Consider the following 15,516-nt stretch of genomic DNA (forward strand, 5'->3'; position numbering starts at 1 on the left):
CCCTCCAAGTCGAAGCCGAATTGGCCAATTAACCGATGGTGTGGGCCCTTTGCTGCGATTTCCTGCAAGCAAACTCGGGCCGGTTCGAGGGGCATACGTCAACTCGCCTGTCTCGTCAGCCAGCTTTGGAGCAACACAGCTGCTTCGGTACGGTTTCTAACCCCAAGCTCACGCAGCACGGCTGCGGCATGGATTTTCGTTGTCGCCTCGGCAATGTCCAGATTACGGGCAATCTCCTTATTCGAGTACCCCTCTGCCATCAGCTTGAGGACGTCCTTCTGTCTAGACGTCAGCCTAGCGACGTCGCCCGAGCCCTCGTGCCGGCGGCTGGGATTTTGAACCGGAGGTGGGGGGGCATGCGATCTCTGGTCGGCAGACGTTCGAGATAGCAGAGATGGCACATAGATCCGGCCAGCGAGGATTTCGTTTACAGCCAGCACGACTTCTTCGTCGCTCTGCGATTTGACGATATACCCGTGAAGTCCGATCGAAAGCGCGGTCAGTATCTCCGAGCGGGAATCATCCCCGGAAACGATCGCAAAGCGAGTGTCAGGATAGGCAGCCATAAAGTCGCTGAGCACTTCCTGATGGAACAGCCCAGGCATGTTCAGATCGAGGATCGCAAGATCGATGGAAGCCTGCTCCTCTAGAAGATTGACCGCGGCATCGAAACACGAAGCTTCGAATATTTCGGCGCTTGGAATTCCAGCCATGAGAGCCAGCCGGAGACCACGCCGATATAAGCCGTGATCGTCGGCAATGACGATCCGAGCCATGCAACTACCCCAACGCGTTACTCGGTTCCCGACGAGAAAACCCGCTGGAACCTCCCATTCGCCTATGATCGACAATCCGTGGTGGTCCTAAAATGGCGGCCATCCACTGGTCAACGCATCACAGTGATGTCCGCAGCGTCCCATCCACGCACATCCAGAACGTCTAATATAATACTAAATTGCGAAGCTCATCCATAGATTTTTAACCCTGGCGTGCGGTGCCCGTCCGCAAAACGATGCCGGTTTCCCATTTCTGGGTCCAAAGCCAGCTGTTCAGGACCATCGTAATCATGTGACATCTGTTATGTCGCCACCCGCTGTCGCCGGACCTGTAGGCCGGTCCGGCCCTGGCGGATCGCAGCTTTCTTGAAAGCAACTGCTTTCGTTTTATCGGCGTCATGATCAGTGCCCAATCGCGCTTCTATCGGCTGTTGATCTCGTGGCCATCTAATACCTTGAACGTTTTGAATCCCTACCATTCGAATGCACGACGACAGCCGCCCCGGCTGTCACATACCTTTTCGCATATGATGTTCGGATTGCCGCCGAGGTTTGGCCGGATTTGAGGGTGTGCCCTGGCCGGACAATGGAACACCGATCCCGAACAAAGCCAACTGCAGATCAGGAGGATCGAATGAAAGCGGTGATTCAATGTGGTGGGATGGGTACGCGCCTTCGACCGTTTACATCGGTCCTGCCGAAACCATTAATGCCGATAGGGGCCAGGCCTGTTCTTGAGTTGCTTTTGAAGTGGCTGCGGCGCAACGGCATTGAAGAGGTATATATTACGACAGGGTATCTAGGACATTTGATCCGGAGCGTCTGCGGCGACGGATCGCAATGGAACTTGAAGATCAAATATACCCAGGAAATGGAGCCACTCGGCACCGTCGGACCTCTCTCTCTGATTAGGGATGAACTGAACGAAACATTTGTCGTTCTGAACGGCGATGTCCTCACAGATCTAAGCCTGAGCCGGTTTGTAGCCGCGCACCGCTTGCATAGGGATCCCGTTACGATCGCCACGGCGTGCCGTCATATCAAGATGGACTTCGGGGTCATCGACGAGATCGACAATACCGTCCAGCTCTTCCGGGAAAAGCCGACGCTTTCCCATCTCGTCAGCATGGGTATTTACTGCATGAACCCAGATGTCCTGCGGTTCATTCCGTCCGGGATCCCATTTGGGTTCGATGACCTGATGCTGCAGATGATGCAGGGCGGCACGACCGTGCATGTTTACAAGCATGACGGTCTTTGGCTCGACATCGGTCGTGTCGATGACTTCCAGAATGCACAGGCAATTGCCTGGGAAGATCAGTCGTCCTCAATCGAGGTCGCGGCTGCCGCTGCAGCCGCATGAAAGTCTGATGCAGAGGTCTAGCCACTAACAAGGCTTTCAGGAGGTCAAGATGCTCTTGGTGAGCGCCCCGATCCTAGGCGTGCCAGAGAAGGCAGCCCTGTCGCAGGTGATTGATAGCGGCTGGCTTACGATGGGGGACAGGGTACGAGAGTTCGAACAGGCCTTTGCCAGCATGCATGGCGCGCGAGATTGCGTCGCGGTTGGTTCCTGCACCGCAGCGCTCCATCTTCTCCTCCATGCTTTGGGCATCGGCCCTGGCGACGAAGTACTGGTTCCTTCGCTGACGTTCGTGGCGACGGCGAATGCGGTGCTGTATGTAGGGGCGACGCCGGTCTTCGTCGACATCGAGTCCGTCGACGTGCCGTTGATCTCGGTTGCGGAAGCCGAAGCGCGGTGCACGACGCGCACGAAAGCGGTCATTCTCGTTCACTTCGCCGGGTATCTCGCCGATCGGGAACAATGGCAGCGGTTCGCCCGGCTTCGCGGGCTGCATATCATCGAGGACGCTGCGCACGCGCCCGGGCTTAGGGAAGTCGGGACCTTCGGCGCCGCGGCCGCGTTCAGCTTCTATGGCAACAAGAACATGACAACGGCCGAAGGGGGCGCCGTGATTGCACGTGACCCCGATCTGCTCGACAGGGTTCGCCTGGCCCGCGGGCACGGAATGACCACGGGGACGCATCAGCGGCTGAACAGTCGTACGCCGCAATATGATGTCACGATGCTCGGGTTCAACTACCGAATGGACGAGATGCGAGCGGCAATAGGGCTGGTTCAGTTGCAGAACCTGCAAGAGTGGAACGAAATCAGGCGTATCATAGCTGTCTTGTACCGACGCCTGATCGCGGACCGTTGCCCAGCCATTGTCATTCCATTTAGCGAACCCCGGACGTCGGCTTACCACATCATGCCGATCGTCCTGCCGCGCTACGCGAGCCGGCAGGATGTCATCGACGAGCTGCGGACACAGGGCATACAGACCACCATCCACTACCCGCCGGTGCACCAAATGACGTTCTACCGCGAGCGCTTTCCCGGCGTGAGTTTGCCCCGAACAGAGGATTTCGCTGAGCGAGAGCTCACAATTCCGCTGCACCCCCAGATCACTTCCGCCGCCGCCGAATCAGTCGTGGCTGCCCTGGCAGCCGCGCTCAAAACAGGCGCGCTCAAAGCAGGCGCCCAAAGAGGAACTGCTGCATGAATGCGTTAGACCCTGCCTTTCACCGGATGTTCGTTCCCAATCCTGATCACGGCTTTGCGAGACGCGCAATCGATCTTGCGGTGGCGGGCATCGCTACCGTCGCATTGGCGCCATTGATGCTGCTGATCGCCGGAGCGCTTCTGCTCGAGGGCGGTGGCTCGATCTTGTTCGCTCAGACCCGCATCGGGGCCGGCGGCCGAACCTTCCGCATGTACAAATTTCGCAAATTCGGTGTGAACTGCGGCTCTCAAGGCCTTGCGCTGACGGTCGTGGGCGATACACGCATGACCACCGTTGGCCGCTTTCTCGCAGCGACGAAGCTGGACGAACTACCGCAGCTGTGGAATGTCCTCAAAGGCGAAATGGCGATCGTCGGCCCACGGCCCGAGAGCCTGGCTTTCGCCGATTGTTTCCGGGGCGAGCTTAGGGCCGTGCTGCAATACAAGCCAGGCCTGCTGGGACCAGCCCAGGTCGTTTTTCGGCACGAAGCGCATTACTTCCCCCAATCCGAAGATCCGATCGTGTTCTACCGGGAGGTCATGTTCCCCGCCAAGGCAACACTGGACCTCTCATATTATCCGCGACGCACCATCGTCTCCGACCTCGCGTGGATGGTGCGGGGAGTGCTGGCAGTGGTCGGTTGGGTTCCGGTACCGCCGATCGACGTTTGAATATCCAAGGGAAGCGTTCCAAACAGCCAAAGGAATGCGCAGTGATGAGCTACAATGGAAAGAAAGTCCTGGTGACCGGCGCGGACGGATTCATCGGTTCGCATGTCACGGAGGCGCTTGTTCGCAACGGGGCAGATGTCACAGCCCTTGCCCTTTACAATTCCTTCGACAGCCATGGATGGCTAGACGATCTGCCGGACACCATCCGCAGCCAGTTGAGGCTCGTCCGTGGTGACGTCCGCGACAGTGCGTTCCTTAACCGGATCATGCGCGGCCAAGCCGCGGTTTTTCATCTGGCGGCGCTTATTGCGATTCCATACTCCTACGCCGCCGCCCAGTCCTATGTGGAAACCAACATCTTAGGCACGGTGAATGTCCTCGAAGCGGCGCGCCTATGGGAGACGGAGCGGGTGATCCATACCTCGACGAGCGAGGTCTATGGAACTGCCCAAACCATGCCGATCGGCGAAACACACCCCCTGCAGGGACAGTCACCATATTCGGCATCCAAAATCGGCGCCGACATGATGGCGGAGTCCTACGCCAGGTCGTTCGATGTCCCTGTGGTCATCATGCGACCCTTCAACACGTATGGCCCGCGCCAGAGTGAGCGCGCCATCGTGCCGACCATTATCCGGCAAGTCCTCGACCCGAAATGTCCTGCGATCATGGTCGGGGATACCAGCCCGATCCGCGACCTGACCTATGTCGAAGACACCGCGACAGCGTTCCTGACCGCAGGTCTCGCCCAGCTCGAGTTCGGCCACGCCTACAACGCTGGCAGCCAACGCGCTGCGACCGTCTCGGACGTATTGGCCATTGTTCTTGAGTTGACCGATTGCAAAAAGCCGGTCCGTCGTGATGAAAGCCGCCTGAGGCCGCAAAATTCCGAAGTTCGCGCCTTGCTCGCCGATTCCTCGCGCTTTGAACGTGAGACTGGATGGCGGACACAGACCAGCCTGCGCGATGGGCTGGAGCGAACAATCACGTGGTGGCGCGAGCGCCTTAGTGAAGGCCGGGTACGGCGCGAAGTGGGTTACATGACATGACCCTGGGCGGCCGTCATGCGTTGGCGCTGTTGCTGGCTGCCGGTGCCATATCTCCCAACATCTACGTTGCCGGCGGCCGTCAAAGCAAGGCAGCGGAGGCGGCGGCCACAGCGGTTGTGGACAACCTGCCGGGCTATGTGCACGAAACAAGGGATCCTTGGTCTGGCATGGTTTTCGCACGGATCACCAGACCGGGCGTTCTCGGCCGGGCAGGTGTATGCGGGAAGAAGTACTGCACCCACCGTTACTCAAGCGCACAGGCTTGGAATGCCGACCAGAGCCTGCTCCTGATCGCCAATGGTTGCGGTGGCCTGTGCTTTCTCGACGGACAAACCTACTTGCCTTTGTTCCACCGCAACCGCGCTACCGAATGCGAATGGCATCCCACTGATCCCGAGTTGATGATCTGCGTCGGGGGCCGGCAGATTGCGACATGGGCGCCACGTACCGATCATGAGGACGTCGTGTTTGCCTCCGCAGCGTACTCCAACCTCAAATTTGGACCCAACAAAGGCAATCCGAGCCGCGACGGCAGCCGGATTGCGGTGCGTGCAACGAACAATGACGGCAGAGCGGTGGTCTTTGGCTACGATCTAAAGCTACGGCAGAAATTCCCCGATATCGATCTTGCCGAATTCCCGGGAACAACCGGCTCCTGCTCAATCTCACCACTCGGAATCAACATATTGTGTTCCCAGCAATTACCGGACGGAATCGAAGCGAGTTTCGTCTTCTCCATAGACGGCATATTGCGCCAGAAGTGGATGGAGCACCATCGACCAGGCCATGGCGACATGACGGTCGATTCCGACGGAAGCGAAATCTATGTCGGGATCAGCAAATCGGATCCTGACAAATATCAGGTGATCAAGCGCCGCTTGGCTGATGGCAAGGCTACCTCGCTGATGAAATATGGCGAGGCCATGCATGCGTCACTCAGGTCGCTCGGCAGGCCCGGCTGGGTGTTTCTGAGTTATGGCGGCACGCCAGCCGAACTATCGCAGCACCCGGATTGGGCGCCTTACGCTCAGCAAGTCATTGCGCTGCGTCTAGACGGCAGTGGAGAGGTCCGCCGTGTCGCAGACACGCACAACGCGCCCTTCGACTACTGGAGCGAGACGCATGCCTCTCCGTCTCCAGACGGCACCCAGGTGGTCTGGTCCAGCAACTGGGGCGTGCCCGGTGGCCCGGTATACGATTTCGTTACTCGTGTTGAATGGCCTTTGAAGCCGGTGTTCGACCGGAAGGAGATTGTCGCAAATGACCTTCAGTAGACGATACGTTCTTGGCGCAGTCGTGATGATGTCGCTAACCTCGATGGCTTGCGCAGGCGAGGTCGAGCCCTATCAACTGTCACCTGGCGATACGGTCGAGATAGGAATAGCGCCGATCCCTGATCGGACGCAGCGCGCCGTAGTCCAGATGGATGGCAATATCGCCCTTCCGGAGGCGGGGATGATCATGGTCGCAGGCCTGACGGCGTCTCAATTGCAAAGGCGAATGCAAGAGCTCTTGCCAAGCAAGATTTTTCACGTGCGTCTGACTGACGGGCGGGAGCAGACAGTTACTGTCGAGCCCGACGATGTCACAGCAATCATAGCGGACTATCGCCCGATCTATGTAACGGGCGATGTGCTCACCCCAGGACAACAGGCCTACCGTCCGCTCATGACTGTACGGCAGGCGCTGGCCGTTTCCGGCGGCTTCAGTTTTTTGCGATCACGGGCGGGCCAGGCCGGGCCTGATCCGGTCGATCTCAAGCGCGATTACGAAATGCTCTGGGGAGATTACACGAAAGAATACCTTCACGCTGCCCGCATTCGCGCCGAGCTTCAGGGCCAGGCGGATTTCGACAAGAAGACACCACAGGGATCACCTCTTTCGCCGAGCGTTGTAGCCGCGATGGCTCAGGCTGAAGCAGAGGCGCTAAAGGTTGCGCTGAGTGATTTCCGGCAAGAGCAGGATTTTCTGGAGAAGGGCCGGACGGACGCTGCCGAGCAAATTGGCGTTTTGCAGAAACGCGAACGAGTCGAGGGCGAGAGCGTGAAGGCGGATGAGCAAGATTTGGCGCGAGTGACGAAGGCATTCGATGCAGGCAATCTGACCAACACCCGGCTCGCGGATGTCAGGCGCGCGTTGCTTTTATCTTCAAGCGGCGCGCTTCAAACCTCGGTCGAACTGATGAGGGCGCGGCGCCAGCAGGAGGACTTTGTCAGACAGCACGAACGCAACGACAATCAAAGGAGGATTGGCCTGCTGACGGATCTGAAGGACACCAACGCCCGGCTGGCGGATGTCACCGCCAGGCTCCATGCCGCCAGCGAGAAGCTGCAGCCGACCGGAGCATCCACACAGCCATTGCCGATTGCCGGCGAAACGGTACGGGCCCAGGTGACCATCGTGCGCAAGATCGGCAATGAATGGCGCAAGCTGTTGGTTGACGAAGATGCGATTGTGCTGCCGGGGGATACTCTCGAAGCCAGATTCAGCAGTGAACTGCAAAGTGTGGCAGTCCAATAGGGCGTCAGCGCAGTCCGTGCGGAGCTTACTGTTCTATCGGGGGGGCAACCCAATTGAACGGAGATCCAAGGTGAGGCGCATTTTCAACCAGGGAGCGACCCTGACACCCTCAACGAACGCGGATCAGATGACGCAGTCTGCAAGTTATGCTTCCCATATGCCGTCAGCGCGAATTGTGCGGTCCAGGTCGCGCGCCGGTGAGTCCGGAAATTGGCAGGAATTTACGTCCAGCAAGGAGAGCAATGCGCAGGGCGGCTGGGTGTCGGACGGCTATAGGACCAGCCATTGCGCGCCCGGCTACGGCCTACATTACAACAAAACGCACAGTTCCGGCTATTATGGCGCGCTTTGGGAGAACATCGAAAAGCCCCTGATCCTCAACGTTCTTCGCCCCTTGAGCGGAGCGAGCCGAAACTGCCTCGATTTCGCATGCGGAACAGGTCGCATCGCCGAGGTAGCCGCCGGCCTCTTCAGCGAGGTGGTTGGCGCCGACGTTTCCAGAACTATGCTCGACAGCGCTCAAGTACCGCCCAATGTGAGTTTGCGTCACGTCGACGTGACAAGGGAGAAGTTGGGTATGACGTTCGATGTGGTAACCGCATTTCGTTTTTTCCTGAACGCAGAGGATGAACTGAAATGGCATGCACTGAAAGCGATCAATGAGCACCTGAAAGATGGCGGGCGGCTTGTGTGCAACGTTCACATGAATGCGACGTCGCCCGTCGGCCTGGCGTGCCGGCTGCTCAATCGAGTGTCTGGACGCACAATTCGCCACACGCTGAGCGCGGCGAGGTTCAAGGCCCTCCTGACTGCCTCGGGATTCACCGTCGAGCAGACGATACCGTACGGTTACCTGCCTCGGCCGGGAAACCTGTTGCCAGGGTTCTGTGAAATGATGATGCAGCCTGTCGAGAAGGCCTGCAGAAGGCTTTGCGTTCCTGGCCAGCTGGCGCAACACTTCCTGGTTGTTGCGAGGAAGCGCTAAAGCGCGAAAATGCCCCGAAAAAGGGCAGGGGGTGGTTTTCTTGGGCCGCTCCGCCCGGCATGAAGCCCCGCCCAAATACCATGGAACGGCAGTTTTCCCCCGATTTGACATGTGGGTTCCGGGTTTCTGAGGGCAGCGCCACGATTTTGCTACATTTTGACTAAAGTCCAAGCATGTTAGTGGGGCGTAATATTAGAAGGCTAAGGGGATACGCTCCTGAACAGCAAGAGATTGTCGGTGCCCAGTGGGGCCAGTGAGCTTGCGCAACGATCTCTCACGGGAGGTCGAAGCCTATGAACCCTGGTGGAAGGAGTTCGTCGGATTTGCGAGGCGCAATGCTTGGGACCGTGCCTGGCCTGGTAGGCGTCGCCGTCTTCTCGGCAGTCATAAACCTTCTCGCCCTGACCGGCTCGGTCTATATGCTGCAAATTTACGATCGCGTTTTACCTTCGCAGAGCGTTCCGACGCTTGTCGGGTTCACGATCGGAATGCTGGGTCTTTACGCTGTCTACGGGCTGCTGGATTTCGTGCGGCTGCGCCTGCTGGTTCGAGTGGGCAATCGTGTCCATAGGAATTTGAAGCAGAGGGTGTTCGGCCTCTCGCTGTCCTTGCCGCTCATTGGCGGGCAGGATGCGAACCGGATACAGCCCCTCCGTGATCTCGATCAGTTACGCGGCTTCCTTTCCGGAATGGGGCCGACTGTTATATTCGACGCTCCGTGGATTCCATTTTACCTGCTGATCATCTATTTCCTGCATCCTGCGCTCGGTCTGTTGTCCACAAGCGGTGCGATCATTGTCGTGCTGCTCACGGTCATGGCGGAAGTTCTTGGCCGCACATCGGTGACACGCGCGTCCGAGACGCTGGTGTCGCAACGCAATCTCGCCGAATCCGGACGCCGCAACGCGGAAGTCGTACGCGCGATGGGCCTTTCCGCACGGCTTGCCCACCGCTGGGGCGAGATCAATAACGCATATCTGCGGCACCAAGAGAGGCTTTCCGACGTCGTCGGCGCCACCGGGGCACTCTCTAGGGCACTGCGTTTGGCCTTGCAGTCCTGCGTTCTTGGACTGGGTGCCTACCTGGTGATAGGAGGCGAAGCCTCGCCAGGTGTGATCATCGCATCCTCCATCTTGCTGGGTCGCTCATTGGCTCCTGTTGACGCCGCTATCGCGAACTGGCGAGGCTTCGCCGCGTTCCGGCAAAGCTATTCGCAACTGGCAACGGCGCTGGCCGCTTTTCCTGACCGGGACGAACATATGCAACTTCCGCGCCCCCAAGCGGAGCTTGCGGTCGAGGACCTGACCATAGCGCCACCGGGCCAGCAAAAACCGACGGTAGCCAATGTCAACTTCCGCCTGGCTGCAGGGACGGGAATGGCCGTTGTCGGCCCGAGCGGCTCTGGCAAAAGCACGCTTGTGCGCGCGCTGGTGGGCGTCTGGCAGCCACTTCGCGGCACGGTGAGGCTGGACGACGCCTCGCTTGACCAATGGGACCAAGAACGTCTTGGCGCACATATTGGCTACCTGCCCCAGGACGTCGAACTGTTTGATGGAACGGTTGCCGATAACATTTCGCGATTTGGCGGGAAGGGCGACGCCAAGGGCGTGCTGGCAGCTGCCAAGGCAGCGGGCGTCGACAAAATGATCATGCGATTGCCGAACGGTTTTCAAACACGCATGGGCGAGGGAGGAACAGCCTTGTCGGCTGGACAGCGGCAACTCGTAGGGCTTGCAAGGGCACTTTACGGCGATCCGTTTCTTGTCGTTCTGGACGAGCCGAATTCAAATCTGGACGTCGATGGCGATACCGCCTTGGCCGGCGCGATCCTGGCAGTGCGCAGACGTGGAGGCATCGTCATCGTAGTTGCGCACCGTCCTTCTGCCCTTACCAACATCGACAGGGTACTCGTAATGTCCAATGGGATGCTTCACGCCTTCGGCTCACGCGAGGAGGTCCTGGCCAACGTCATCCGCCCCTTTGCTGCGCCGGTTGAACGCCCGGCAGCGGCCGTCGCGATGCACAAAGGGGTGAGCGGTCACGCATGAGGAATATTTTTTTGTCTGAGGCGACGATGGCTCCATCGGCCCCGATCGGCAATGGGAGCCGGCGCAACGCGATTTCGGGCACGCGCGATGGAATCGGGGCCAACCTGATCCTGGGTGCGGCGGTCACGGTTATGTTGCTTGCCGGCGGCGGGCTCTGGCTCGGTCTGACCAAGATTGCTGGCGCGGTAATTGCGCCGGCGACCGTGGTGGTCGAGAGCAACATAAAGAAGGTGCAGCATCTGACGGGCGGCACGATAGGTGGCATCTTCGCGCAAGATGGGGATCATGTACGGGCCGGCGATGTGATGGCACGGTTGGACGACACACTGACACGGGCCAATCTGCAGATAATTAGCAAGGATCTTGATCGGGCAACGGTTCGGCTTGTGCGGCTGGAGGCAGAGCGGCAAGGCCTGTCGGAGATGCAGCTTCCGTTCAGCCTTCAAGCGCGAATGGGCGAGCCGGAGCTGGCTGCGCTGGTGAACGGCGAGCGCACGCTGTTCGACAGCCGCGCTACGGCCCTCAACGGGCAGAAGGCACAATTGCAAAGCCGCTCAAAGCAACTCGAACGCCAAGTTGAGGGCCTCAAGGCGCAACAGACCGCGGAAGAACAATCCGTGGTCCTGCTGGATGGCGATCTTGTCGATGTACAGGCGCTTTTTACAAAGAAACTGGTGTCCAAAGAGCGACTTAGCAACATCAGACTGGATGCCACCCGGGCGCACGGAGAATCAGGGCGCCTCGCGGCGGCAGTTGCCGAGGCGCAGGCCCGGATCAGCGAGACCGAATTGCAGATTCTTCAGCTCGATGAACAAAGGCGTAGTGACGTAACGAGCGAACTTCGTGAAACGGAAGCCAAGCAAACCGAACTCAGCGAGCGCAAGGTTGTGGCACAGGACGAACTGGCCAAAACCACCATCCGCGCTCCGCAATCGGGAACGGTACAGGAATCTTCCATTCACACGATCGGCGGCGTGATTGCCGCGGGCGAGGTTCTCATGATGATTGTCCCTGACACCGGCAACCTTGTCGTCGACGCGCTGATTGCGCCGTCGCGCATAGATGACGTTCGTCCAGGTCAGCGGGTCTCGATCCGGTTTCCGGCTTTCGACGCCGGCACTACGCCTGCCTGCCAAGGGTCTGTCAAGCGCATCTCGGCGGACCTGATAAAAGATCAACAGCGCCAGCTTTCTTATTTCTCGGCGCGCATCAATGTCGAAGACAAGTCCACCTGTCTGACCGATGCCAAAGTGCTCAAACCCGGTATGCCAGCGGAGGTTCACATAAGTACGGACGAACACAGCGTCTGGTCTTATCTGCTGAAGCCGCTTACCGACCAGATGTCGAGGGCTTTCCGGGAATGACATGGCGGCTGTGAGCGGTCGACCGCGGGAACACGGCAGGCGTGCTTGCTGACATATTAGGGTAGGCGACGTGATGCCACAGGGGTGACGCCTGCGGCCGACGCGCGAGGCTCGTCTGGGACATTGTCCCGGCTACAAGGATGCCCCAACAGGATTTTCCTGGCCGCCTCACCAAGTCCTGCCCCGACAACAGCGTTAGTGTCCTGTCATCTTTTGCGCAACAAACAGCGCATACCGTTCCACGATCATCGACATGGGCAATTGCCTCACGAGGAGAGGTTCTTTGCTCCTACGACGCGGCGAGGGCCCTGCGGCGGACACGGCGTGCGGCATGCACCGTTCGGTCTGCAGTCACCGCTACATTTGCCACGTCAGATGTATGCGGCAAGGCGTTCGCGCTTCCATGCGACCTCTTGTAGGGCAGCAATTCCCTGACCCGAGCATTGACCGAGGCAATCTCGACCCGCAAGTCCTCGCATTCCTGCCGTCTCACATCGAGTTCAATCTGATCGGACGCCTGCTGCATGGACAGCTGTGCAAAATCTGCGGCGATCTTGGAAAGGTTCACCTTGTTGGTTTCGGCCTCCTCGGTGAGTGCGGCCAACCTTTCGTCGGTCACCTGTTTTTCGGCCAGGGCGTCGCTCCATTGTAGCTGGAGCCTGGCGATCTCGGCCGCGGCCTCGTTGTTTGCGTTTGAGGCGAGTTCGAAGCGCGATTGGAGACTTTGAATTTCTGAGCGCAATCCTCGGTTCTCAGCCTGGCAGCGTTTAAGCTCGCCATCCATGTCCGCCTGCATAATCCTGGCTGCTTCGGTCACCTCCCATAGCTTCGCCTGCGCAACCTCGAGTGAGGTGTGCAATTTGATTGCCTCTTTTTCGCTCTTGCCGAGCGCACTCAGCATTTCGGAATTTCGCGCAGCTTCGTTGGCATGGATCGTGGAGAAGGCATCCAGCCTATGCCGTGCCTCTTCCTCCCGCTTCATGGCCTTTTCCAGGTCAATAGACAGGCTCACATTCTTTTCACGCAGCTGTTTGTTCTCTCGGGAGCGCCTGTCGGCCTCGACATTTGCGGCGGCAAGCATGTTCGTGAGGTCGCCAAATTCCGCTTCGTTCTTTGTGGTGGTGTTCGCCGCTTCGACCAGCTCCAGCCTTGCCGCGGCCAACGCGCCACGGAGCACTTCACACTCCTGAACAAGGCTTGCCTGGCGCTGCTGCAATGTCTCGACGGTGCCTTGACGCTCACAGTACCGTCTGTTCAGGTCATTGAGTGTTTCCGACAAGTTCCTTTGATCTGCGATCAGATTTTGATTCGCCAACTCCAGTTCGTTGGCACGGAGAATGTCCGCGTGAAGGATGTGAAAAAACTCGGACGTCAGTTGACATGTGCTTGTAATTTCGGAGATTTTTGCGTTGATCTCCTCGAAATGGAGCTTGGCATCGTGGAACAAGCCGTTAAACGAGCTCACGGCAGCAATTCGGCTCTGCGTATGTGAGGTCATCCGATGCGCTGGTATCGGCGAGCTATCATCGTCGTCGCCGGCACCGTCCTCGCTTGGTACGCTGTCATCCTGTTCGTTGTTTTCGCCTGCCATGTTTGGCACGTCGGCGACATCCTCCAAATCGAGGCACTGGTCGACAGCGTTAGCCAAGTCAGCTTCGAGATCGTCGAACGACCTCTCCACATTGTCCTCGGCGCGTCTGATCAAATCCCTGAACTTCATGACTTCATCCCCTGCAGCCGCATGCCCGGACCATTGAGGCACGAGGACTGAGATGCTTTTGTATCGAGAGCTCAACTCAGCGTCTTCGTTCAATCAAACGATGCCAGGGCGCCGGCGCCGCGAGGAGCCGAGAGCTGCGATCGGAAGGCCCTACATCGGTCTAGGTGCCTGCTGACTTATTCTTGAGGACTGCGCGGCTCCCCTTCTTGCCATCGTCTTGGCGTCAATGGTGTGTTGCCTGGGCACATTAACAACTCAGGTGCAGAAGCCCCGACGAACGGCCCGGCACAGCCTCTTGTGGGGCGCATCAGGCGGCCGGGCCTAACCGGCGGTTGAGTGTTTTGGTTTGCCGGCTGACTCACCATGCGACATTGGCGAGGCAAGCGCATCATTCGAACGAATTGGGGACCGGCCGCCTGGCCGCTCAATCGCACTAAGCTTCCGTTGCCGGAGCTGGCGACGAGGTGCTTTGCCTTGAGCCTTGGTATCTACATACGAAGCGGCAATACGCGCCGATGGAGCAGTGGTCCGACCCGTCAAACTATCGCTGCAAAATGCGCGGCGGAAGGCATCCGAGGATATTCTCCGTTCAGCGGTAGGAGATCGAACGCGGGCGATCTTGCTGAACTCCCCAAACAATCCCGGCGGATATGTGTTCGGCAAGGAGGATCTGGAAACCATTGCCACATTTGCCGAGCGGCACAATCTATGGATCATCAGCGATGAGGTTTACCGCAGCACAGTGTTCGACGGCGAGTTCCTCTCAATAGCATTCAGTCCCGGAATGAGAGAGCGGACGATAATTGTGAACAGCCTGTCGAAGTCTCATGCAATGACCGGCTGGAGGCTAGGGTGGACGCTTGGGCCGGTCTCGGCATCAGTTCATCTGGAAAATCTTGCGCAATGCATGCTCTTCGGATCGCCGACCGTATTCAGGATGCCGCAGCGGTGACTCTCGATGAGGCGGTGACGCAGAGATGCGTTTCTTTTCGGACGCCCTTCTGCCGTTGATGTTGACCAATGCTGTGCGGATGTTCGCCGGGGATATGCGTGAACCTTATCGTCCGCTGCGGCGCTCAATTTGCTTGGGGTTCTTGGAACCGTTCCGAACTTTCTCCTTGCGCCTCCGATCGAGTTGCGCGTGCTCATGCGGGGCGCTGAGGTGTCTCGATCCGCAGTGGCGCGGCCATTATGCGACGATCAGCTTAGTTGAAATTTGTCCCCAGCGGACGGGAACGACGCTTGGCCATGTTAGTTGATGTGAATGGAGCAGCTAAGAAAAGATCTGGCATTGCTTACGCGACCCGGCTTCTGGATAGCTTTCGGCATTTTGTTGCTGCTTTACGGGATTCAGGTCTTTTTTCTAATTCGGGCATGCCAATGCCTTTAGCCTGGAACATCGATACCCCTAGCTGGAACGCGGTCTGTCCATCTCCCGGCGGCTGCGCCGATAGCGTTGATCAACGATATATTCATTTATAAGCCTGCTATTCCCGGGGATGCCGAGGTTGGCAGCGCCTGCATCGTTGACTACGCACGTGGCGCTCCCCTCAAGGTAGGTGGTTACCATTCTCGCGCAGCCGGTGAGCATTGGAGCCCGCACTGTGTTGGACGTGCGCTCATGCGTCGGGAAATTTCTTATAGACAGGGGAGGGTCTGTCAGGCTGGAAAATCACAAGCTGCCCCGCGAATGAGGAAGCAAAAAAGGTGCAAGACCAGATCGATTTCTTCCAGGCAACTCGGTCCTCGCATCATCGCCGATCAGCGGCCGTACCGTCGAGAACCAAAATGCGCACGATCTCAGCCGGTCGGCTTCGAC

General features: G+C 58.5%; 12 protein-coding genes. 10 read left to right on the plus strand and 2 right to left on the minus strand.

Annotation, left to right across the window (positions count from 1 at the left end; genetic code table 11):
• Nucleotides 1-98: 98 nt before the first annotated feature.
• On the minus strand, nucleotides 99-776 hold the full coding sequence (locus tag NKJ75_RS29895) for a LuxR C-terminal-related transcriptional regulator (RefSeq protein WP_023670902.1): 678 nt from the start codon (nucleotides 774-776) through the stop codon (nucleotides 99-101).
• A gap of 634 nt (nucleotides 777-1,410) precedes the next feature.
• Between NKJ75_RS29895 and NKJ75_RS29900 the strand changes: the two genes are divergently transcribed.
• The 9 genes from NKJ75_RS29900 to NKJ75_RS29940 all read left to right on the plus strand — a co-directional run bounded on the left by NKJ75_RS29900 (nucleotide 1,411) and on the right by NKJ75_RS29940 (nucleotide 11,977).
• Nucleotides 1,411-2,139, plus strand: coding sequence for a nucleotidyltransferase family protein (locus tag NKJ75_RS29900; RefSeq protein WP_023681041.1), 729 nt, complete (start codon nucleotides 1,411-1,413; stop codon nucleotides 2,137-2,139).
• A 49-nt stretch (nucleotides 2,140-2,188) separates the two neighbouring features.
• Nucleotides 2,189-3,340 (plus strand): DegT/DnrJ/EryC1/StrS family aminotransferase, encoded by a 1,152-nt coding sequence (locus tag NKJ75_RS29905; RefSeq protein WP_023670904.1) that lies wholly within the window; start codon nucleotides 2,189-2,191, stop codon nucleotides 3,338-3,340.
• Nucleotides 3,341-3,366: 26 nt separating this feature from the next.
• Nucleotides 3,367-4,011 carry a sugar transferase gene (locus NKJ75_RS29910; protein WP_352500540.1) on the plus strand — a complete coding sequence of 215 codons (645 nt, stop codon included), beginning with the start codon at nucleotides 3,367-3,369 and terminating at the stop codon, nucleotides 4,009-4,011.
• A gap of 44 nt (nucleotides 4,012-4,055) precedes the next feature.
• Nucleotides 4,056-5,060, plus strand: coding sequence for an SDR family NAD(P)-dependent oxidoreductase (locus NKJ75_RS29915; RefSeq protein WP_023681044.1), 1,005 nt, complete (start codon nucleotides 4,056-4,058; stop codon nucleotides 5,058-5,060).
• The gene (locus tag NKJ75_RS29920; protein ID WP_023753035.1) at nucleotides 5,057-6,334 is read left to right on the plus strand and encodes a hypothetical protein; all 1,278 of its coding nucleotides are present in this window, start codon (nucleotides 5,057-5,059) and stop codon (nucleotides 6,332-6,334) included. The genes NKJ75_RS29915 and NKJ75_RS29920 overlap by 4 nt, the downstream gene beginning before the upstream one ends.
• The gene (locus NKJ75_RS29925; RefSeq protein WP_023701104.1) at nucleotides 6,321-7,580 is read left to right on the plus strand and encodes a polysaccharide biosynthesis/export family protein; all 1,260 of its coding nucleotides are present in this window, start codon (nucleotides 6,321-6,323) and stop codon (nucleotides 7,578-7,580) included. Before NKJ75_RS29920 ends, NKJ75_RS29925 begins: the two co-directional genes overlap by 14 nt.
• A 70-nt stretch (nucleotides 7,581-7,650) precedes the next feature.
• Nucleotides 7,651-8,565 carry a class I SAM-dependent methyltransferase gene (locus NKJ75_RS29930; RefSeq protein ID WP_023805942.1) on the plus strand — a complete coding sequence of 305 codons (915 nt, stop codon included), beginning with the start codon at nucleotides 7,651-7,653 and terminating at the stop codon, nucleotides 8,563-8,565.
• Between the two features lie 335 nt (nucleotides 8,566-8,900).
• Nucleotides 8,901-10,613 (plus strand): type I secretion system permease/ATPase, encoded by a 1,713-nt coding sequence (locus NKJ75_RS29935; RefSeq protein ID WP_352500541.1) that lies wholly within the window; start codon nucleotides 8,901-8,903, stop codon nucleotides 10,611-10,613.
• 26 nt (nucleotides 10,614-10,639) lie between these two features.
• A complete protein-coding gene (locus NKJ75_RS29940; protein WP_023701101.1) occupies nucleotides 10,640-11,977 on the plus strand; it encodes an HlyD family type I secretion periplasmic adaptor subunit in 1,338 nt (445 codons plus the stop codon).
• 289 nt (nucleotides 11,978-12,266) lie between these two features.
• Here NKJ75_RS29940 and NKJ75_RS29945 read toward each other — a convergent pair whose 3' ends face one another.
• Nucleotides 12,267-13,697 carry a coiled-coil domain-containing protein gene (locus NKJ75_RS29945; protein WP_023821907.1) on the minus strand — a complete coding sequence of 477 codons (1,431 nt, stop codon included), beginning with the start codon at nucleotides 13,695-13,697 and terminating at the stop codon, nucleotides 12,267-12,269.
• Nucleotides 13,698-14,178: 481 nt separating this feature from the next.
• Here NKJ75_RS29945 and NKJ75_RS29950 point away from each other — a divergent pair, with 481 nt between their 5' ends.
• The gene (locus NKJ75_RS29950) at nucleotides 14,179-14,649 is read left to right on the plus strand and encodes a pyridoxal phosphate-dependent aminotransferase (protein ID WP_081726094.1); all 471 of its coding nucleotides are present in this window, start codon (nucleotides 14,179-14,181) and stop codon (nucleotides 14,647-14,649) included.
• The last annotated feature ends 867 nt before the right edge of the window (nucleotides 14,650-15,516 follow it).

Source organism: Mesorhizobium sp. M0058, from assembly GCF_040323095.1.
GTDB lineage: Bacteria > Pseudomonadota > Alphaproteobacteria > Rhizobiales > Rhizobiaceae > Mesorhizobium.